At 64.7% G+C, this 18,941-nt stretch carries 18 protein-coding genes; 6 read left to right on the top strand and 12 right to left on the bottom strand.

Annotated features, from left to right (window positions below):
• Positions 1 to 125 precede the first annotated feature (125 nt).
• The 5 genes from JQ617_RS08610 (at position 126) to JQ617_RS08590 (ending at position 4,700) form a co-directional block, all read left to right on the top strand.
• A complete protein-coding gene (locus JQ617_RS08610; protein WP_212025876.1) occupies positions 126 to 608 on the top strand; it encodes a tripartite tricarboxylate transporter TctB family protein in 483 nt (160 codons plus the stop codon).
• Between the two features lie 11 nt (positions 609 to 619).
• The gene (locus JQ617_RS08605) at positions 620 to 2,155 is read left to right on the top strand and encodes a tripartite tricarboxylate transporter permease (RefSeq protein WP_212025875.1); all 1,536 of its coding nucleotides are present in this window, start codon (positions 620 to 622) and stop codon (positions 2,153 to 2,155) included.
• On the top strand, positions 2,152 to 3,156 hold the full coding sequence (locus tag JQ617_RS08600; RefSeq protein WP_212025874.1) for a 4-hydroxythreonine-4-phosphate dehydrogenase PdxA: 1,005 nt from the start codon (positions 2,152 to 2,154) through the stop codon (positions 3,154 to 3,156). The genes JQ617_RS08605 and JQ617_RS08600 overlap by 4 nt, the downstream gene beginning before the upstream one ends.
• Before the next feature lie 135 nt (positions 3,157 to 3,291).
• Positions 3,292 to 3,507 (top strand): hypothetical protein, encoded by a 216-nt coding sequence (locus JQ617_RS08595; RefSeq protein ID WP_212025873.1) that lies wholly within the window; start codon positions 3,292 to 3,294, stop codon positions 3,505 to 3,507.
• A gap of 131 nt (positions 3,508 to 3,638) precedes the next feature.
• The gene (locus tag JQ617_RS08590) at positions 3,639 to 4,700 is read left to right on the top strand and encodes a glycosyltransferase family 4 protein (protein ID WP_212025872.1); all 1,062 of its coding nucleotides are present in this window, start codon (positions 3,639 to 3,641) and stop codon (positions 4,698 to 4,700) included.
• 107 nt (positions 4,701 to 4,807) lie between these two features.
• Here JQ617_RS08590 and JQ617_RS08585 read toward each other — a convergent pair whose 3' ends face one another.
• Together JQ617_RS08585 and JQ617_RS08580 are read right to left on the bottom strand one after the other, a co-directional pair.
• Positions 4,808 to 5,119 carry a hypothetical protein gene (locus JQ617_RS08585; protein WP_212025871.1) on the bottom strand — a complete coding sequence of 104 codons (312 nt, stop codon included), beginning with the start codon at positions 5,117 to 5,119 and terminating at the stop codon, positions 4,808 to 4,810.
• Positions 5,120 to 5,189: 70 nt separating this feature from the next.
• Positions 5,190 to 5,855, bottom strand: a complete 666-nt coding sequence (locus tag JQ617_RS08580; RefSeq protein ID WP_212025870.1) for a helix-turn-helix domain-containing protein — start codon at positions 5,853 to 5,855, stop codon at positions 5,190 to 5,192.
• 275 nt (positions 5,856 to 6,130) lie between these two features.
• On the opposite strand from JQ617_RS08580, the gene JQ617_RS08575 reads away from it, so the two are divergent.
• On the top strand, positions 6,131 to 7,183 hold the full coding sequence (locus JQ617_RS08575) for a L,D-transpeptidase family protein (protein ID WP_502754868.1): 1,053 nt from the start codon (positions 6,131 to 6,133) through the stop codon (positions 7,181 to 7,183).
• On the opposite strand, the gene JQ617_RS08570 is transcribed toward JQ617_RS08575, so the two are convergent.
• Genes JQ617_RS08570 through JQ617_RS08525 form a run of 10 tightly spaced genes read right to left on the bottom strand, consistent with a single transcriptional unit; the run spans position 7,162 to position 18,780 of the window.
• Positions 7,162 to 8,160, bottom strand: a complete 999-nt coding sequence (locus tag JQ617_RS08570) for an ABC transporter substrate-binding protein (protein WP_212025868.1) — start codon at positions 8,158 to 8,160, stop codon at positions 7,162 to 7,164. The two genes, JQ617_RS08575 and JQ617_RS08570, sit on opposite strands and share 22 nt — an antisense overlap.
• Positions 8,157 to 10,253, bottom strand: a complete 2,097-nt coding sequence (locus tag JQ617_RS08565) for an adenylate/guanylate cyclase domain-containing protein (RefSeq protein ID WP_212025867.1) — start codon at positions 10,251 to 10,253, stop codon at positions 8,157 to 8,159. Before JQ617_RS08565 ends, JQ617_RS08570 begins: the two co-directional genes overlap by 4 nt.
• 21 nt (positions 10,254 to 10,274) lie before the next feature.
• A complete protein-coding gene (locus JQ617_RS08560; RefSeq protein ID WP_212025866.1) occupies positions 10,275 to 11,291 on the bottom strand; it encodes a SphA family protein in 1,017 nt (338 codons plus the stop codon).
• Between the two features lie 50 nt (positions 11,292 to 11,341).
• Positions 11,342 to 12,769, bottom strand: coding sequence for a DUF1254 domain-containing protein (locus JQ617_RS08555; protein WP_212025865.1), 1,428 nt, complete (start codon positions 12,767 to 12,769; stop codon positions 11,342 to 11,344).
• Positions 12,770 to 12,786: 17 nt separating this feature from the next.
• Positions 12,787 to 13,803, bottom strand: a complete 1,017-nt coding sequence (locus JQ617_RS08550; protein ID WP_212025864.1) for a DUF1254 domain-containing protein — start codon at positions 13,801 to 13,803, stop codon at positions 12,787 to 12,789.
• 13 nt (positions 13,804 to 13,816) lie between these two features.
• Positions 13,817 to 14,758 carry an HlyD family secretion protein gene (locus tag JQ617_RS08545; RefSeq protein ID WP_212025863.1) on the bottom strand — a complete coding sequence of 314 codons (942 nt, stop codon included), beginning with the start codon at positions 14,756 to 14,758 and terminating at the stop codon, positions 13,817 to 13,819.
• On the bottom strand, positions 14,758 to 14,997 hold the full coding sequence (locus tag JQ617_RS08540; protein WP_212025862.1) for a DUF3302 domain-containing protein: 240 nt from the start codon (positions 14,995 to 14,997) through the stop codon (positions 14,758 to 14,760). The genes JQ617_RS08545 and JQ617_RS08540 overlap by 1 nt, the downstream gene beginning before the upstream one ends.
• A 33-nt stretch (positions 14,998 to 15,030) precedes the next feature.
• Positions 15,031 to 16,056: an HAD family hydrolase gene (locus tag JQ617_RS08535; protein WP_212025861.1), complete on the bottom strand. Its 1,026-nt coding sequence runs from the start codon at positions 16,054 to 16,056 to the stop codon at positions 15,031 to 15,033.
• Positions 16,057 to 16,088: 32 nt separating this feature from the next.
• On the bottom strand, positions 16,089 to 17,912 hold the full coding sequence (locus tag JQ617_RS08530; protein ID WP_212025860.1) for an arylsulfatase: 1,824 nt from the start codon (positions 17,910 to 17,912) through the stop codon (positions 16,089 to 16,091).
• Between the two features lie 25 nt (positions 17,913 to 17,937).
• Positions 17,938 to 18,780 (bottom strand): SUMF1/EgtB/PvdO family nonheme iron enzyme, encoded by an 843-nt coding sequence (locus JQ617_RS08525; protein ID WP_212025859.1) that lies wholly within the window; start codon positions 18,778 to 18,780, stop codon positions 17,938 to 17,940.
• Positions 18,781 to 18,941 lie beyond the last annotated feature (161 nt).

Here is an 18,941-nt window from a genome sequence, read left to right as displayed (position 1 = left end):
GCGATGTCAGACCCTCATGGTGAGGAGCCCGCCAGAGCGGGCGTCTCGAACCATGCAGGCCGAGCATGTTCGGCAGGCTCCCCGCCGTCACCTACGATAGCCCACCCTTCAAGAGGACCCACGCCATGATCTCGCGTCGCGCCCTCGAACTAGCGACCGCAATCCTCACCGGCAGTTTTGGCGTGGCCGTGGTGGCCCAGAGCCTCGACAACGGCATCGGCTGGTCGAGCGCGGGCGTGGACGCCGGCACGTTTCCGTTCCTGACCGGGATCATCGTCGTGCTCGGCAGCCTCTACAATCTGGTGCGGGGTGTACTGCCCGCGGCGTCATTGGCAAACGTGCCCATCGCCATCACGCCGCTCGAGCTGCGCCGCCTGGCCGGCCTGTTCGTGCCGGCTGCGATCTTCGTCGCCGCGATCCCGCTGCTCGGCATGTATCTGGCGTCGGCGGGATACGTCTTCGCCGTGCTGGCAATCCCAAGGCACCAATCGCTGCCGCGCGCGCTGGTCATGGCGGCGGCCACGGCGCTGGCGCTCTACGTCGTGTTCGAGCGCATGTTCCAGGTCAGCCTGCCGCACGGCGCGCTGGCCGCCGCGCTCGGATTCTGAGGGGGAGGCCGATGGATAATCTTTCGGAGCTCCTGCACGGCTTCACCATTGCGGTCACCGTGCCGCACCTGCTGCTGATGGCGATTGGCGTGCTGCTCGGGATTCTCGTCGGCGTGCTGCCCGGCCTCGGCGCGCCGAACGGGGTGTCGCTGCTGTTGCCGCTCACCTTCGGCATGCAGCCGGTGTCGGCGATCATCCTGCTCTCCAGCATGTATTGGGGCGCGCTGTTCGGCGGCTCCGTCACCTCGATCCTGTTCAACATCCCGGGCGAGCCGTCCTCCGTCGCGACCACCTTCGACGGCTATCCCATGGCGCGCGACGGTCGGCCGACCACGGCACTCGCCACCGCCTTCGGCTCGGCGGCCTTCGGCGCGCTGATCGGCGTCATCCTGATCACCTTCCTCGCGTCCTGGGTGGCGCAGGTCGCGCTGGCGTTCGGACCGCCGGAGTATTTCGCGGTCTACTTCCTGGCCTTTGCGAGCTTCGTCGGCATGGGCGGCGCGGCCCCGATCAAGACTGTGGTGGCGCTCGCGATCGGCTTTGCTATCGCCGCCATCGGCATCGACACGGTGTCCGGCAGCGTGCGCCTCACCATGGGCGTGGACGAGCTGGTGAAGGGCGTGAACTTCGTCGTGGCGGTGATGGGCCTGTTCGGCATCGGCGAGCTCCTGGTCGCGGTCGAGGAGGAGTTTCACGCCCGCGCCGTTTCCTCCAAGATCGACTGGCGCGAGGTGTTCCGTGCCGTCGGCCGGCTGCCGCGCCACAGCGTTGCGCTGCTGCGCAGCGCCGCGATCGGTTGCTGGATGGGGATCACGCCGGGCGGCCCGACCGCGGCGTCCTTCATGAGCTACGGCATCGCCCGCCGCTTCTCCCGCCGCGGCCGCTATTTCGGAACCGGCGAGGTCGAGGGCATCATCTCGCCGGAAACGGCCGACCACGCCGCCGGCACCAGTGCACTGCTGCCGATGCTCTCGCTCGGCATCCCCGGTTCGGCCACCGCGGCCGTCATGATGGGCGGCCTGATGATCTGGGGCCTCAATCCCGGCCCGATGCTGTTCGTCGACCAGAAGGACTTCGTCTGGGGCCTGATCGCCTCGATGTATGTCGGCAACATCGTCGCCGTCGTCCTGGTGCTGCTGACCGTCCCGGTCTTTGCCGCCTTGATGCGGATTCCCTTCGTCGTCATCGCGCCGCTGATCGTGATCATCTGCGTCGTCGGCGCCTATTCGGTGTCGAACTCCTATCTCGACGTCGTCATGATGCTCGGCTTCGGCATCGTCGGCTATCTCTTCAAGAAGCTGTTCTATCCGCTGGCGCCACTGGTGCTCGCCATCGTCATCGGCGACAAGGCCGAGGATGCGTTCCGCCAGTCGATGCTGCTGTCGAAGGGCTCGCTTGGCATCTTCTTCGCGAACAAGCTGGTGACGTGCCTGATCCTGGGCGGCATAGCGCTGCTGCTGCTGCCGCTCGTCTTGCAGCTCGCGCGCCTGCTGCGCAAGCCTGCGCCAAATGCCAACGAGACCACTCAGGAGAAGGTGATCATATGACCGCAAAGCCGCTCATTGCACTGGCGATGGGAGATCCCGCGGGCATCAGCCCGGAGCTGACGGCGAAGCTGGTGGTGCAGGACGACATCCGCGCGCGCTGCCGGATCGCCGTGATCGGCGACCGCCGCATCTTCGACGAAGGCGCGCGGGTTGCGGGCCTCAAGCCGGATCTTGTCACGGTGGAGCAGGGGGCCGATCTGCGCGCGGCGAAGGGCGAGGCGCTGTTCGTCGATCTCGGCCACCTCGATCCCAAGGAGGTCGAGCCGAAAACAGCGACCCTTGCCGGCGGGAAATTCGCGCTGGCCAACTACCGGCACGCGCTGGAGCTCGGCCGCGAGGGCCGCGTCGATGCCGTCTGTTTCACGCCTTTCAACAAGCAGGCCATGCGGCTTGCCCGTGCCGAATATGACGACGAGATCGCGTTTTCCGCGGAGGTCGTCGGGCTCAGGACGCCCGCAAGCGAATTCAACGTGCTCGACCGGCTCTGGAACGCGCGCGTCACCTCGCACATCCCGCTCAAGGACGTCGCGGCAAATCTGTCCGGCGAACGCATCCATCGTGCGCTCAGGCTCACCGACGCCTGCATGCGCAATGCCGGCTTTGCGCGGCCGCGCATCGCGGTCGCCGGATTGAATCCGCACGCGGGCGACGGCGGCAATTTCGGCCGCGAGGAGATCGACGCGATCGCGCCCGTGGTCGCTGCCGGGCAGGCGGAGGGCATTGCCGCGGAAGGGCCGTTTCCGGCCGACACCGTGTTCCTGCGCGCAAAGAGCGGCGCCTTCGATGCGGTGCTGACGATGTATCACGACCAGGGGCAGATCGCGATGAAGCTGATGGGGTTCGATCGCGGCGTGACCTTGCTCGGCGGCTTCCCGTTCCCGATCTGCACGCCCGCGCACGGCACTGCCTATGACATCGCGGGCCAGGGCATCGCCTCGATCGGCGCCAGCCGCGCCGCGCTGCTGCTCGCGGCGGAGATGGCGGCGCGCCGCACGGGCTGATTTGCACGCGCCAGGAGAGCGCGTGCTGATCGCGCTCGCCTCGCGCGCAGGATTAGACTTTCGGGAAATAGTGGAAACTTCCGCCGCTGCGACGAGTTGGCGTGCCATGGACATCTCCACGCAGGAGCTGGGAACATGGTCGACGACGGACCGCTACGAACAGCGGTTGATACCGCATGGTGCGTGTACCGCGCTCGGCATCGCGACGTCGATGCTGCGGACGGCCGTCGCTGCCTCCTCGAACGTCATCTGCAAGGAAGACGGGAAGCACGCGAGAGCAACGGTGATGCCCAGGAACTCGCGGCGTTCGGGCTTGCCTACCTCGAGCGGCTTTCCGGTGACGAATGTTAGGGCTCATTGAGAGCCTTGCGTGCCGCCTGGCCAGCGCGAGCGCGAGGCCGGATTGGACATTGCTCGCGATTTCGAACCTTCTGTCCGCAGCCATCGTGCTGATCCTCCGTTCAGCGGTGTAGCAGGCTCCCATGCGCATCGCTCAGCTTGCCCCTCTCGCCGAAAGTGTTCCTCCGAAGCTCTATGGCGGCACCGAGCGGGTGGTGGCATGGCTGGTGGACGAGCTTGTCGAACTCGGTCACGAGGTCACGCTGTTTGCGAGTGCCGACTCGCGGACCACCGGGAAGCTCCATCCCGTATGGCCCCGCGCGCTGCGTCTTGGCCGGAAGGGTGCGGATCCGAGCGCAGCCTTGGCGATGCTGATGGAGGCGATTGCGAAGCGGGCCAGGGATTTCGATGTGATCCACGCCCACATCGACTGGCTGCATCTGCCGTTGCTCAGTCGCCTTGGCGTGCCGTTCCTGACGACCATGCACGGCCGGCTCGACTTGCCTGTGCTGCCTGATGTCGTTCGAGAGTTCGCTGACGCCGGCTTCGTGTCGATTTCCGATCACCAGCGCTTGCCGCTTCCTGATGCGAGGTGGATCGGAACGGTCCAGCACGGTTTGCCATCAAACCTGTTGCGCCCCGTCCAAGGGGAGGGATCCTACCTCGCCTTTCTTGGCCGGCTCACGGCGGACAAGGGGCCGGAGGACGCCATTCGTATTGCGCGCGCAGCCGGGATGCCGCTCCGCATCGCCGCAAAGATTCCACGCGCCGAGACCTCGTACTTCAAGAAACACCTGGAGCCGCAGATCGACGGCGAGACGATCCAGCTTGTCGGCGAAGTCGACGACGTGAAGAAACAAGCCTTCCTCGCCGGAGCCGCCGCCTTGTTGTTCCCGATCGATTGGCCGGAGCCTTTCGGGCTGGTCATGATCGAGGCCATGGCGTGCGGAACCCCGGTGATTGCCTATCGCTCCGGATCGGTCCCAGAGGTCATCGAGCACGGCCTGACCGGGTTCATCGTCGATAACGAGGCGCAGGCCGTCGAGGCGGTCGGTGAACTGGGCAAGCTGGACCGAAGGAAGGTGCGCGCCCGCTTCGAGGATCGCTTCACGTCACGTCGAATGGCGCGGCAGTATGTGGACAGGTACCGCGAACTGGTCGGCGCTGCCGCCGGAAAAGTCGAGACGCATCGGTTGAGCGTTTGAGAGGAGGCGGCGATGTCGCTGAGGAAAACGGGACAGGTTTGCATGCTTCTCGTCTTCGCCGTGACACGTCGCCGGTGTTCGCTGCCGATGGTCCCGCGCCAGACGATTCACGCCGCCTGATCGTTCATCTCGATCCGTGCAAAGCACCGCCCGCGCACGTCGATAGGCGGGTTGCAGGCCGTTCCGGTCCACGGATTCGGAGCGTTGCTTGCCGGCGGTTGCACGGGCGCGCTGTCGCTGACGGGAGCCCGGATCGGCTTGAGGGGCAGCCTGTCGCCCTTCGCCGCGGGAGGCGGCCGTTGTTGAGAGTCACCCCGGCCTGCGGCCGAGCTCCACGGATCGCTCTGGTGAATCGCAACCGCGCTGGCAATGCCAACGAGATAGGTGAGGGAACACAGTGTCAGCGTTTTGATCAGCATCACCATTCCTCCCCTTGTTTCTGACGATGAACTCCGACTGGCCGAGTTGACTTGACGTGGATTGCTCGACTTAGGCGTCGAGCTTCGCGAGTTTCTCACGGTCGAGCATTTCGACCTCCCGCTGTGTCGTCCCGTGAAATCGCAGGATCTTGTCATCGCGCAGGATCGAGAGAGCGCGCGAGACTGTTTCCAGGGTGAGCCCGAGGTAGTCTGCGATGTCGCGGCGGGACATCGGCAGGGTCATGACATCGGGATGCGCAAGCCTGCCGTCCATTTCGAGCAGGAATGCCGCGACTTTCTCCAGCGAAGTCTTTCGTCCCAGAAGCAGCATGTGGTTCTCGGCATGCTGAAGATTCTCGGTGACGAAGCCGATCAGCTTCTTCGAGCCGGCCGCCTCGCTCGGCATTTCGTCGAGAAGGTTGCATCGCTTCATGATGCGAACATGTGTTTCGACGATGGCTTCTGCGGTAAAGCGATGGGTTTCGCTGTTCTCAAATCCGAACATGTCACCCGGCAGATGGAACGAATTGATCTGGCGTCGGCCGTCTGCGAGCAACTTGTAGGTGCGCACGGCTCCATAGCTGATCTGGTAGATGTATTCCGCGTGCTCGCCCTCGCCAAAGATCTCACTGCCTCTGTGATATTTGAACTCGCTGCAGAGAGCGCGGGGAGCGGCGACGGCCGCCATGGGTCCATCGATCGGACGTCGGGACGCCGTGTTGACCCGGATGAGCATGGTCGTCCTCCCTGTTTTCAGGAAAACTAGGCAGGGCGGACAAGACGGAATTGATCGAACGCAAGCTCGGCGACGACCACCGTATTCTTCCGGAGGTCGGATGCCGAATATCGATAGAGATTCGTTATCCCAGGCCCGGCGCGGTTACCGAGCTCCGCGCAGTCTTTTGTGGGTACATTGATGCCGCTTCGCCAACTGGACCGGGAAAGATAAGAAACTTCCACTGTCGCGCCGAGTTGCCAATCCGGTGAATGTCTCCATTCCGGAGCTGGCACATGGAAGATGGCGTGTTCCGACGAACGGTGATGAATGCGTGGTCGGCGGGCCGTGCCCGGGACATCTGCATCGTCCTGGTTCTTGCCCTGACCGCAACGCCGGCATTCGCGGCCGAGATGACCGCGGACGCCATCAATGCCGCCGAGGTATCAAAGAAGAGCCTCTCGAACGACAAGCCGACGCCGGCGGGAGTGCGCCTGCAGGTCCTGCTGGACAGGGCGCATTTCTCGCCCGGCGAGATCGACGGCAGGTTCGGCGAGAACGCCAGGAAGGCGCTGCGGGCCTATGCGGAAGCCCGGCAATTGTCGGGTTCGGACACCCCGACGGAGGAGGTCTGGAAGGCGCTGCGGGCCGACGGCCGGCCGGCGACGCTGACCTACACCATCACCGAACAGGATGTTGCGGGCCCGTTCCTGAGCAAGCTGCCTTCCAAGATGGAGGACATGAAGGACATCCCGAAGCTCGGCTTCACCAGTCCGCGCGAGGCCCTGGCCGAGAAGTTTCACATGAGCGAGCGCCTCCTCGTCGCACTCAACCCCGGGCGCCGTTTCGATCGTGCCGGCGACAGCATCGTCGTCGTCGACACTGCGAGCGCGGGGGAGGAGACACAAGCCAAGGCAGACAGGGGCGAGGTCGACAAGGTCAGGCAGACCGTCAAGCTGTTCGACAAGTCGAACGCGCTGATCGGGTTCTATCCGGCAACGGTCGGGAGCGAGGAGAAGCCGTCGCCGTCAGGCACGCTCAAGGTGACCGAGATCAGCAAGAATCCGTTCTATCGCTACAATCCCGCTTATCGCTTCAAGGGCGTCCGGACCCGCAAGCCCTTCACCATCAAGCCCGGCCCGAACAATCCGGTTGGAACGGTGTGGATCAACCTCTCCGCCGACGGCTACGGCATTCACGGCACGCCGTCGCCCGACAAGATCTCCAAGGCGGAATCCCACGGCTGCGTGCGCCTGACCAATTGGGACGCCGAGCGGGTCGCCGCACGCGTCGCGAAAGGTACGCCGGTCGCGTTCACGGACGAACGCTATCCGACCGCGGCCAGGTAAAGCTTCGTATCGAAATAATCGGACGCGCGCAGCGCGTCGGTGATTCCGGCGTCGGTCATGAAGAAATCGCTGACCTGCTGCAGCCATTTTGCGACGGTGCCGTCCGCATAGAGTCGCCGCCATTCGCGCGCGGAGTAGAGCTTCTGCGCCCTGAAGGCCTCGGTGAGGTCGGCGGGACGCGACGGCTTGTAGTAGGCCTGGAGCGCTTGCGCCGCGGCCGCCGGGTTGCGCACCATATGATCGTTCGCTTCGATCCAACCGCGGATGATCCGGCTCAGGACATCCTTGTTGCCGGCATAGTAATCCGTCCGCGCCGCCCATCCGCCGAGCACGGCGGATTGCGGATAGAAGGCTGAGGCGTCCACCAGCTTGACGGCGTCGGGCAGCGCCTCGCGCACGGTGACGTTGAACGGCACCCAGAGCGCGACGGCCGCCACTTCGCCGGCGATGAACGCCTTGACCGCATCCGGCATGCTCGAACTGACGATCTCCACCTCGGACGGCCTGATGTTGTTGGCGCGCAGCGCGCGGTCGAGGAAGATGTGCGCCGTGGTCTTCGCCGTCGTCGCGATCCGCTTACCCCGGAGATCGGCGAGCCTGCTCACCCCGCGCGACGGCCGGCCCCAGAGCTGCGCGGTGGCGACCTCGATATCGTTGATGAGAAAACCCCGGCCGCGGCCGAGCGCCAGGTAATTGGAGATGACGCCGCCCGCGGAGGCAACGTCGAGCTCCCCGCGCGTCATGGCCTCGAAGACTTCAGGGCCGGTGCTGAACTCGTACAGCTCGAAATCGATGCCCTCGCGGTCGAACGAGCCGCGGTCGAGGCCGGTCCAGATGTGGCCGTCCACGGCGACCACATGGAGGTAGCCGAGCCGGAGTTTCGTGCGGGCCTGCGCAATGGCCGGGGCCGCGAGCATTGACGTCGCCGCCAGCGCCACGCCCCGGCGCAGCAATTGCCGGCGATCGATGGCGCTCATGCCGCCGCCCCCTCGGCCGAAGACCGCAATCGCCGGGCATGAAACAGCGCGATCGGGTCCTTGGGATAGTCGTGCAGGAATCCGGAGAGCTGGACCAAGGCGGCTTCGGCCGCGCCGTCCTGCGTGATCGACGCAAACACCTGGTCCCAGCGCCGGCACATCGCGATCTCGGCCTCGGCGGCGAGGGCCATTTCGCCGCGGAGCTCGCTGACCTCGATCGGCTCGGCAAATCCCTTCGGCGTGATGCTGTCGACGCTGCGAAACAGGAACGCATCGCCGACGCGCGCACGAACGGCTGAGCTGACCAGCACGCGCGTGCCGTAGCTCTTGTTGAGGCCTTCCAGGCGCGAAGCCAGGTTCACGGTGGCGCCGAGCGCGGTGTAGTTCATCCGGTCGCTCGAGCCGACATTGCCGACCACGGCATCGCCGACATGCAGGCCGAAGCGTGTGTCGTAGGACGGCCAGCCCTCGCGGCGAAATTCCTTGTCGAGCGCCTGGTTCGCGGCAAGGCATGCGAGCACGGCGCGGCAGGCGTTGGCGGTATGGTCGGGATCGTCCGCAGGCGCATTCCAGAACGCCATCACGGCGTCGCCGATATATTTGTCGACCGTGCCGTGGTGCCGCATGATCTCGTCCGAGAGCGCCGCGAAATAGCGCGAGGTATAGATCATCACCTGCGACGGGTCGGCGCGTTCGGTCTTGGCAGTGAAGTCGGCCACATCCGTGAACAGCACGGTCACCTCGCGCCGGGAGCCGCCAAGCCGCAGCGCGGAGCCGGTCTCGATCAGCTGCCGCACGATCGGGCGCGGGATGAAGCTCGCAAAGCTGCTGATGACGCTGCGCATCGTGAAGACCGAGCGGCCGAGCTCCTCGATCTCGGCGATGACAGAGCGGATGCGCGGGCGCTCCGCGATGTCGAAGCGCTGGATCGCGTCGGTCTCTTCGGCCAGCCTGCGCAGCGGCTCCGCCATCCGCGACCCCAGCCAGAACGCGAACGGCAGCGTTGCGCCGACGAAGGCCAGCGCTAGCGCGAACAACGTGCGGCGCTCGCCGATGATCCGGGCGTAGAACTCGTCGAGCGGCGCGACGATCGCGAGCCGGACATTGGCCGACCCGGTCGTCTCGAGCCGATGCACCGCCGCAATGTAGGTCCGGCCCGCGTCGTCGTCGAAGAATTGCTGCGCCGGGCCGCCGTTGCGCCAGGAACGGACGATCGGCACCACCGCGGGCAGGCCGAGCGCGCCGAGCTGCGGCAGGCCGTCCTGCCGTTCCGGGATCTCCGCCATCAGGCGGCTCATCGCGGGATGGCCGACGATGCGCTCGGCATCGTTGAACAGGAAGGCCAGTCCCGATTGGCCGAGCTTCTGCTCCGCCAGCATGTCCTCGAACCGGTTCAGCAACACGTCGCCGGCGACGACGCCGCGGCGGCCTTCCTTCAGCGGCGTCCGTAGCGTGTAGCCGGGCTCGCCCGTGGCGTAGAACACGTAAGGGCCTGTCAGCAGGGTCTTGTCGTTCTTGAACGCCTCGACATACCAGGGCCGCTGCCGCGGGTCGTAGCCGGCGGGGCCGGGGACCTCCGCGACCGCGATGAGATTCTCCGACAGATATTGCGTCACCGGCGCGCTGCCTGACGTGCGCGAGATCACGACCAGGCGGAACGCCGCGTCTTCATCGGTCTTCAGGCCGGCCCTGAACGCCGGCTTGGCGCGGTCGATCACGTCCATCTCGATGAAGGAGCCGTCCTCATAGCCGACATAGAGGTTGAAGAGCTGCGGGTTGTTGCGCAGCATCGCCGCCATCAGGCCATACAGCCGCGTATTGTCCGCGATGTCGGCTTCCTGGATCGCCGGCAGGCCGGCCAGAATGTCGAGATTGTCACGGACGTTCTTGAACTGCTCGTCGACATGGTCGGCGCCGAGCTGCGCCACCTTCTCGGTGAAGCCGGAAGCGGCCGTCCGCGTGATCGCCGTCACGCGCTCGAAGCTGAGATAGACGAGTGTCAGACCGACAAGCAGCACCACGCCCACGAACACCGTGATGATCGATGTCTGGAAGCCGATGCGGAATGGCCGTTTTGTCGTCTCTCCTGTCATCGGAGCTGCACGACGCCTCCGTCAGAACTTTCGCACGATGGGCTTTTTCGCGGCCGGTTCGGGCGCGGCCGGCGAGACCGAGAAAGTGACCCAGGTCGACCAGCTGTTCGGCCGGTTCTCGGTCTCGAGGTCCTTGTAGCCGCGGACGTTGAGATAGCCCTGGTAGCCGTCGGACATCGGGATCATGAAGCCGATCTGCGGACCGATGCCGACCGACTGGCCGCGGAAGCCGCCGAGCTTGGCGCCGGGGCCCCGGTCGTCGGTGACCTGCTGGAAGAAATAGCCGGCGATGCCGACATGGATGGTCTTGCTCACGAACTGCGAGGCGGCCCAGTCGATATGGAAGTCCATGCCGTTCTGGTACTGCAGCGCGCCGTTCATGAAATTGTAGGTGAGGCCGCCGACGACCGAGAATTCATGGCCGGTCTTGAGGTCGAGATAGGTGTAGCCTGCGCCGGCGTCGACCGCGGGAAATCCAAAGCTCAAATTCGCGAGCCGGGTGGAATCATAGGTGCCGCTCGGGATGTTGCCGGTGATATAGACCATCTCATTGTGGACGCCCTGGTTCCATTTCAGCGTGCCCTGATAGAACACGTCCGTCAGCGTGGTGCGGTTGTCCGTGACGCCGCCCGAGATGGCGTTGCCGCGCGGTCCGGTCAGTGTTGCATCGATGCCGATGCCGATATTGCCGGGTGCGGTGAGCAGCGTGAAGGCGGCCTGGCCGCCGAGCACCGGCATCGGCGAGGTGTAGGTGATGCCTTGCACGAGCACGTCGGCATGCGCGTTCAGGCCGGCGGTCACCGAGCCGGGAATGCCGCCGCTGGTGACGAAGTTCTGCCCGCCGCCGGCCTTCTCGTTGAGATGGATGTAGATCGTCGAATAGGCCCATCCCGGCGTCACCGGCACGGCGGCGAGGCTGCCGAAGATGCCGGGAAGCCAGAAGCTGACGCCGCCTGAATCGGCGAGGGCGGGCTGAGCGGTGAAGCTCGCCGCCGTCAATGCAGTTGCAAGCGTGGCTTTGCGAAGATGTCCCGTCATGTCACGTCTCCCTGGTCCCATCGTCCACCCGAACAGCTCGAGCGGCCCCGCTATTTCGTCGCGCCCCCGACCGTCGTTGCGACGCGTTCGACGTCCGGCAGCTTCCAGCTGTGGTCGAACAGCGCTTGCTCCGGCTCGTAGAGGCGGAACAGCAGCTCGAATTTGCGGGCAGGGTCGGTCGGCACCCAATTGGCTTCCTTCCCGTCCGGCGCCCTCGGGCTGAAATAGACATCGACCGAACCGTCGGCATTCTTCTGGAGGCCCGGGCTGATCGAGGCGCGGCTGGCGCCCGGCATGTTGCGCACCAGCGCATGCGTCTCGCGGTCGTAGACGGTGACGGACCAGTAATTGCGCACGGGCGCTTTGGCCGGCACCGTCAAGCGATAGGTCGCGTTGCCGTCGAACGGCTGACCGTCCCTGTCCTTGTTGGCCATCAGATAGAACTGCGCGGTCCCGAGCCGCTTGATACCGGTGAAACCAAGCGTGTAGGTCACGCCACGCGCGTCCACCGGATATGTATTCGGATCGGCGTAACCGCCGCTGGCCGCATTCACCATCTCCGGAAGGCCGGCCGGGAACCAGCGGATGCCGGGATTGATCGCGGGAAAGCCCGCATCGTAGCGCTGCGACAATAGCGCGTGCGCTTCGCGCGCGGCGTCAGCCAGGATCGCGAGCGTCTTCTGCCCTGGATCGAACGGCTTGCCCTTCTCGATCCCGATCGAGCGCAGCTGGTCGATCATAGCTCGGTCGCGATCGAGCCAGGGTTCGTTCTGCACGACGCGGTCGAGGCTGCGATAGAACCTGGCGTCGTAGGGAATCGTGGCGTCGAACAGGACGTCATAAGCGTCCGTGAAATTCGTCAGGAAGGGGGCGGCTGCTGTCGAGAGCGGGTAGATCCTGATCTGCTTGCCATAGGCGACGGATCTTGCGACGTCCGCATCCGCATGGCTCGCGAGATTGGACCGCAGCAGCGCAAAGCCGCTGAACGTGTCGGATTGCAGCGGAATGTAGCCTGCCGGTACCTCGCCCTTGTAGCCGGGCGGCAGGATCAAATACTTGCCGCCCCGGCCCTTGTCGGCGCCTTCGGGGCCGGCGTCCTCCAGCGGCATCTGCCAGGCCGTGACGATGTTGCCGGTGATCGCGCCGCCTTGTGCTGGCGGGATCTCCAGCACGATCGGCCCATCCTTCACGTTCCAGAACGTCATGAAGTAGATGGAATCCGGATTGGGTGTCAGGGTCTGGTTCTTCCAGTTCACGGGCTTCGACCAGTAGACGACCTCGTTGACCTTGGCCTTGGTGCTGCCGAGCATCGCCTGAAGCATCAGGTCGGTGTTCACCGCAGGCATCGCCCAGATCATGGCCTCCACCGCCCGGCGCTGGATGTTGCGCGCGGCGAGATCGTCGGGCGAGATGGTCTGCGCCTGCGCGCTCACCACTGCAAGCAAGATGGCGATGGCTCCGACGATTGCTTTTCTCATCACGGCCCTCCATGCTGCTACGTGCCGTTCGCCGGCTGCGGTTCCGGGAATTTCCATTTGCCACTCAGGATCTCTTGGCGCGGCCGATAGAGCCTGACGGTGCTGTTCCAGTCCTTCATGATGGGGAGGCAGTTCGGAATCTTGCCGTCGCAACCGCCGAACTGGATGGTGAAGGTCCCGTCGCTATCCTTCTTTGCGGTGACGCTGTTCAGCGAATAGGCGTTGTACGGATTCTTCACGTAGAAGCCGTCGGCGTTGTAGACGCTGACCGACCAGAATGCGTCGACCGGCACGTTCTTGACCTTGAGCAGGTAGACCGTGGTGCCGTCGTTCTTCGCCGGCAGAATGTTGAGGTATTTGGCGTCCCGATCTGGATTGCCACCCCAGCCTGCGGCGGTACCTATGAGATGACGGATGGGATCGACTTCCGTCTTCGTGCCGAAGGCTCTGTCGAAGCTGGTGATGGTCGATCCCAGCACGAGCAGGGCATCATGGACCTTCTTCTGACGGGCCTTGTCCCAGCTCGGCAAGTCGAGTTTGCCGGTGTCCTTCTGCGCCAGCTTGATTTTGTCCTGCAGCGCATGGACCTTGTCGATATCAGCCGGATCATTCGGATCGGCGAAAGTGCGAATGCCGATCAGCGCGTAGCGTGTGCCGATTTTGTCACGGCTGAATGTATGCTCGCCCTTGCCGTAGACCGTGGTCGCGTAATGGTCCTGGCTGACCGACATCAGCGACATGAAGCGTCCGCCGGCATCCGGCAACGTCACTGTGACAGGACCGGCGTCGAGGTCGACGACGGCAAAGCTGTACAGCGTGTCGCGATTGAGCCTGATGATGGATTGGTCCTCGATCGGGGCCGGCTCGCGATGGTGGAAGAACTTGCCGAGCCCGCCAGCCTGCTTGGCGAGAGTTCCCATGTAGGTGTCGGACTCCGCGCGCACGAAATTGTCCACCGTCACCGGCGTCGACTGCGCGTGGGCGAGGGCGGTGGTCAGGAGGAGGATGGGGACGATCGGCACGGTCCTTTTCATTGCTTCCTCTCGTTCAGAACGGATTGACGTAATTCAGGATCGCCACCTGCCGCAGGATCACGCGGCGGACGACATGGGTTGGAATGACGCGGTCTGTGTAGATCGCAGCGGTCCCGGCGCTGCCGGCCGGCAGGCGCCTGGTGAACTCGGCATCGTCGAGCCTGACCCGGACGATGAAGGGCGCGGCCTCGATCGCCTTCGGCAGCACGGCCGTGCCCGAGGTCTGCGTCTGTCCGGTGGCGATCGCCTGGAGCACGCTCTCGACCTTGCCGGCAAAGATCTGCCCGGGCGCGAATTTGAAGGTGGCTTCGACCTCCTGGCCGGGCGCGATGTAGCGCGCGTCGATCTGGTTGACCTCGACCCCGATGATGGTGTTGGAGGTGTCGATGAACGCCATCACCGGTGACAGCGGCAGGTTGGCCACGCGCGCGCCCTTGCGGAGCGCTAGGTTGGTGACGTAGCCGTCGGCCGGTGCCCGCACGACGGTCTTGTCGAGGTTCCATTGCGCGGCCTCGAGCTGGCCGGACAATTGATCGGCCTCGGACTGGCGCTGCTCGACGTCGAAGCCGCGCCCTGCGTCGCGCTGATAGAGCTCCGTCATCTGGCCGAGGCGCGTCCTGGCGAGCTTGAACTGCGCGTCGATCGCCTTCACTTGCGCGGCGTAGGGCGTCGGGTCGATCTTGAACAGCACGTCGCCGGATTTGAGGGGCGCGTTGGCGACGACAGGGACGTCGGTCACTTCGCCGGCGACATCGGGCACGATCGAGACGGCGTTGCGGACCACCAGCGCGGTGCCCTGCGGCGCGCCCCAGCCCATCGGGATCAGCAGGCCGAACAGCAGCAGCACGGCGACGATCGCGGGGGAGGCCTTCCAGAACAGGTTGAAGCGCACGATCCCGAAATGCACCAGCAGGAAAAGCAGCACGAGATAGGTGTTGAAGATCGCGACGCCCATCACGCATCTCCCGCCTTGCGCGAGGGCACGTCGACATAGGCCCAGATGAAGGCGAGGGGCCACAGCGCGAAGCCGAACAGCAGCGTGATCCAGCCGGCGACCGTCACGGCCTCCGCATAGGGGTGGCCGCGCGATTTGGCGATGTGGCCGGGCAGCCAGCCGGCGATGCAGACCACGCCGACGGCGCTCGCCAGCAGGATCACCAGCACGATCCAGGCGAAGATGTCGTATCCGCTCATGACAGACGCCTCGTTGTCATCGGAGCGCCGCCGTCATTGCGACGCTCCCGTGCTGCCGCGCTCGAATGCGAAGACGGTCTTCCAGTCCCTGGCCATGTCCACGACGGTCCAGCCGCGCTGCATCGCTTCGTCCCAGGCCTTGTCGAGCTTTCCGATCTTCGACTGGCGGTCGTAGGCATATTCGCGGACCGCGTCGGTGTGATGGACGATGCCGAGGAAGCGGACGCCGGGGCCGGCCGCGGTCCATTGCAGCATCTGCTGGTCGCCGTCCGAATTACCGAAGGCGAAGATCGGGCGGCGGCCGATGAAGCGGTTGATGCCGGATGGCTTGCCGGGCCCGTCGTCGATGAACTCGACCTTCGGAAGTTTCATCAGGACCGGTTGGCCGTCCGTGCCGATCCTGAACTGCGTGACGCCGGACGAGCCGACCACCTGCTCCGGCGGGATGCCGTAAGCTTTGCCGGCCCACACCCGCATGAACTCGACCCCGCCGCCGGAGACGATGAAGGTCTTGAAGCCGTTGGCACGGAGATATCCGAGCAGTTCCACCATGGGCTGGTAGACGAGCTCGTTATAGGGACGGCGGAAGCGCGGATGGCTGGCCTTGCCAAGCCAGTCGGCGACCGATGTCGCATAGGCCTCCGTCGTCATGCCGCTGTGAGCGGCGGCCACCAGCGTCAGCAAGCCCTTCTCGCCCTGGGCGGCGAGCGCGTCCTTGTCGCCGGAGAGGAACGCCCTGAACGGCTGTTGCTGCCTCCACTCCGGATGTGCCGCCGCCATCGACCTGACGCTGTCGAGGCCAAAGGCGAACTGAAAATAGACCGGCTGCTCGCACCATAGCGTCCCGTCATTGTCGAACACGGCGATGCGCTCGGCGGGCGGGACGAAGTCCAGCCCGCCGTCCCTGGTCACCCGCGCGACGAAGGCCGCAATCGAGGCCTTCGCCGTGCCATCGTTCCAGGATGGCAATGGGTCGGCCTGCGCGAGGGCATGACGGGCGCCCGCGAGAGCGAGCGCCGCCAAACCGATCGCGAGGCTGCGGCGGATCAGGGACGCCATGTTCGGTGTCCTTTCATCGAACCGGCGGAATGCTATCTCGCGCGCTGCTGAATCTGCTGGTCGATCATCTGCCGCAGATTCGCGCGGATCTTGTCGATGCTTTGAGCTCTCCCGGCCTGGCGACTACGCTCTTCCTTGATGTTGTCGGTGATCTCTTCCATGATCGTTGCAGGGTTGAAGCTCGGCGGGAACGAGCGCGGCGGAAACTCCTTGAAGCTCCCCGCGAACACCGCCACCTCGTCGATCACGCCGTAGACCGTGCCGACATGATTGATCAGCCAGTCCCAATAGGTGTTTGAAGTGATGTCGGCGCGCTCGAATGGGTCCTGGAACAGGTTGTAGATCTTCTGCATGCGCAGCGTGGTGAAGGGCTCGGCCCAGACGCCCATCGTGCCTTGCAGGCGCTGCTCCGAGAACACGTATTTGTAGTCGCCCTGCCGGATCGCGACGAGCAGGCCATCGTCATCCGAATAGAAGAATGTGTTGCGGACACTCTTGGTGCCGTTGTTGTTGGCGGCAGATCCGCTCACGTTGCGCAGGAAAGCCGACTGGTCGTAACCGTCCAGGTGCACCTTGTAGGCGATGCCGTTCGCGGTGTAGCCGGCCTTCAGCTTGTTGACGATCTCGGGTTCGCCTGCGAAGGCGCACAATGTCGGGATCCAGTCATTGTGGCTCATCAGCTCGTTGCTGACCGTGCCGGGCTTGATCGTGGCGGGCCAGCGCACCAGGCAGGGCACGCGGAATGCGCCTTCCCAGTTGGTGTTCTTTTCCGAACGGAACCAGGTCATGGCCGCGTCCGGCCAGGTGTTCATGTGCGGGCCGTTGTCGCTGGTGTAGAGCACGATGGTATCGTTGGTGACGCCCATGTCGTCGAGCGCCTTCAGGAGCAAGCCGACCGTGTCGTCATGCTCCATCATGCCGTCGATATATTCGCTGTCGCCGTGGGTGTAGCGGCCGCGATGGTCCTGCCGCACATGGGTGCGCAGATGCATGCGCGTCGAATTGAACCAGACGAAGAACGGCTTGCCGGCGCTCTGCTGCCGCTTCATGAAGTCGATCGCGGCTGCCGACGTTTCGTCGTCGATGGTCTCCATCCGTTTCTTGGTGAGTGCGCCGGTATCCTCGATGGTCTGCTTGCCGATCCTGCCGAAGCGCGGGTCTTCGGTCGGGTCGTCGCGATCGGTCGCCTTGCAGCGGAGCACGCCGCGCGGACCGAACTTGGCGCGATAGGCGGGATCCCTGGGGTAGTCCGGCAGCTCCGGCTCTTCCTCGGCGTTGAGGTGATAAAGGTTGCCGAAGAACTCGTCGAAGCCGTTCACCGTCGGCAGGTTCTCGTTGCGGTCGCCGACATGGTTCTTGCCGAATTGCCCGGTGGCGTAGCCGAGATTTTTGAGCAGGCCGCCGACGGTCGGATCGAGCTGGCTGATCCCCATCGGGGCGCCGGGATAGCCGACCTTGGTGAGGCCGGTGCGAATGCCGTGCTGGCCGGTCAGGAACGCGGCGCGGCCTGCCGTGCAGGATTGCTCGCCGTAGTAATGCTGAAGCCGGATGCCCTCGCGGCCGATGCGGTCGATGTTCGGCGTCTCGTATCCCATTAGCCCGTTGGAATAGGCGCTGAGATTGGCGATGCCGACATCGTCGCCGAAAATGACGAGGATGTTGGGCTTGCGGCCGGAAGGAGCGGCAGGAGCGGGGCTTGCGGCCGGAGAGGGCGCGGCCTTCTGCGCTTGCGCCAGCGCTTCCGATGTCAACGTCGCTGCTGCGACGATCGATGACGTTCCCAAAAGGAGATTGCGGCGATTGATTGGTTGCTCAGCCCCGGACTGGTTGTTCTTGTTCTCCAACTCGCTGCTCATGCGATACTCCCTATGTTGCAGCAGACTACGTTGCGGAAGATCCTTCTGGTTCGTGGTGGATGACGAGAGGCAGCCGCGCCACGCAGCGGAAGCCGACATGGCTGGTCGAGGTGTCGACCGGCTCGGCGTGCCGCGCGGCGGGGCGGTAGCGACGGCAATAGTTGGGGGCACAGAGATGCGAGCCGCCCTTCAGGACCTTGCGGGGAATTTTGATGTCGGGCAGGCGAGGGTCGTAGCTCGCATCTTCGTGGCCGCCGCGGGGATTTCTGGGAATGCAGCAGGGCTTTGCGGCCTCGGCCGCGTGCCGGGACGACCACCAGTCCGAGGTCCACTCCCAGACATTGCCGATCATGTCGTACAGGCCGTAGCCGTTCGGTGGAAAGGCCATCACCGGCGAGGTACGCTCGTACCCATCCTCGCCGTGATTCTGGACGGGGAAGTTTCCCTGCCAGATATTGGCCATGTGCTTGCCGCCCGGCATCAGCGCATCACCCCAGGCGAATTCTTCGGCCTCGAGACCGCCGCGCTGGCTCCAGTCGGTGAGATCGGTGATGCGCGGCAACGGTGAGAACACCAGCGAGCCCGCGTAGAGCATCTCCTTCACCGCACCGGGATAGTCCTTGGCGTTCGGAACGATCTGCGCTTCCGTGACATGGCCGGTCGCGTTGACGAACTGCTTGAATTGCCGGTTGGTGACCGGCGTGCGATCGATCCAGAAGCCGTCGACGGAGACGCGATGGCTCGGCGCCTCCTCGGGATAATGATGGTCGGATCCCATGCGAAAGGTCCCGCCGGGAATGAAGACCATCTCGCCCGACTTCAAATCATCCGGCAGCCACTCGCAGTGATCCAGATCCGCCCGCAGCATGGTGGAAACCCCGATACGCGAATTCCACCCGACGCTACTGTGCAGACTTTGGCTTGTGTCGACGACGGCGCATTGCCCGGCCGGTTGGACGCATTGTCTGGTCCCCTCTTTTTTGGCGCTTGGGGAGAGAAGCGACGCGGGCATTTGCGTCAACAGCTCTT

The organism is Bradyrhizobium sp. KB893862 SZCCT0404, assembly GCF_018130885.1.
Taxonomy (GTDB): Bacteria; Pseudomonadota; Alphaproteobacteria; order Rhizobiales; family Xanthobacteraceae; genus Bradyrhizobium; species Bradyrhizobium stylosanthis.
Note: the sequence above shows the minus strand (reverse complement) of the source record. Positions and strands in the feature narration are given on the sequence as shown.

Coding starts and splice junctions, on each gene's coding strand:
- JQ617_RS08565 (WP_212025867.1), bottom strand. CDS start 10,253: ATGACAGGAGAGACGACAAAACGGCCATTCCGCATCGGCTTCCAGACA.
- JQ617_RS08540 (WP_212025862.1), bottom strand. CDS start 14,997: ATGAGCGGATACGACATCTTCGCCTGGATCGTGCTGGTGATCCTGCTG.
- JQ617_RS08605 (WP_212025875.1), top strand. CDS start 620: ATGGATAATCTTTCGGAGCTCCTGCACGGCTTCACCATTGCGGTCACC.
- JQ617_RS08525 (WP_212025859.1), bottom strand. CDS start 18,780: ATGCTGCGGGCGGATCTGGATCACTGCGAGTGGCTGCCGGATGATTTG.
- JQ617_RS08590 (WP_212025872.1), top strand. CDS start 3,639: ATGCGCATCGCTCAGCTTGCCCCTCTCGCCGAAAGTGTTCCTCCGAAG.
- JQ617_RS08530 (WP_212025860.1), bottom strand. CDS start 17,912: ATGAGCAGCGAGTTGGAGAACAAGAACAACCAGTCCGGGGCTGAGCAA.
- JQ617_RS08600 (WP_212025874.1), top strand. CDS start 2,152: ATGACCGCAAAGCCGCTCATTGCACTGGCGATGGGAGATCCCGCGGGC.
- JQ617_RS08575 (WP_502754868.1), top strand. CDS start 6,131: ATGGAAGATGGCGTGTTCCGACGAACGGTGATGAATGCGTGGTCGGCG.
- JQ617_RS08610 (WP_212025876.1), top strand. CDS start 126: ATGATCTCGCGTCGCGCCCTCGAACTAGCGACCGCAATCCTCACCGGC.
- JQ617_RS08595 (WP_212025873.1), top strand. CDS start 3,292: ATGGTCGACGACGGACCGCTACGAACAGCGGTTGATACCGCATGGTGC.
- JQ617_RS08560 (WP_212025866.1), bottom strand. CDS start 11,291: ATGACGGGACATCTTCGCAAAGCCACGCTTGCAACTGCATTGACGGCG.
- JQ617_RS08545 (WP_212025863.1), bottom strand. CDS start 14,758: ATGGGCGTCGCGATCTTCAACACCTATCTCGTGCTGCTTTTCCTGCTG.
- JQ617_RS08550 (WP_212025864.1), bottom strand. CDS start 13,803: ATGAAAAGGACCGTGCCGATCGTCCCCATCCTCCTCCTGACCACCGCC.
- JQ617_RS08535 (WP_212025861.1), bottom strand. CDS start 16,056: ATGGCGTCCCTGATCCGCCGCAGCCTCGCGATCGGTTTGGCGGCGCTC.
- JQ617_RS08585 (WP_212025871.1), bottom strand. CDS start 5,119: ATGCTGATCAAAACGCTGACACTGTGTTCCCTCACCTATCTCGTTGGC.
- JQ617_RS08555 (WP_212025865.1), bottom strand. CDS start 12,769: ATGAGAAAAGCAATCGTCGGAGCCATCGCCATCTTGCTTGCAGTGGTG.
- JQ617_RS08570 (WP_212025868.1), bottom strand. CDS start 8,160: ATGAGCGCCATCGATCGCCGGCAATTGCTGCGCCGGGGCGTGGCGCTG.
- JQ617_RS08580 (WP_212025870.1), bottom strand. CDS start 5,855: ATGCTCATCCGGGTCAACACGGCGTCCCGACGTCCGATCGATGGACCC.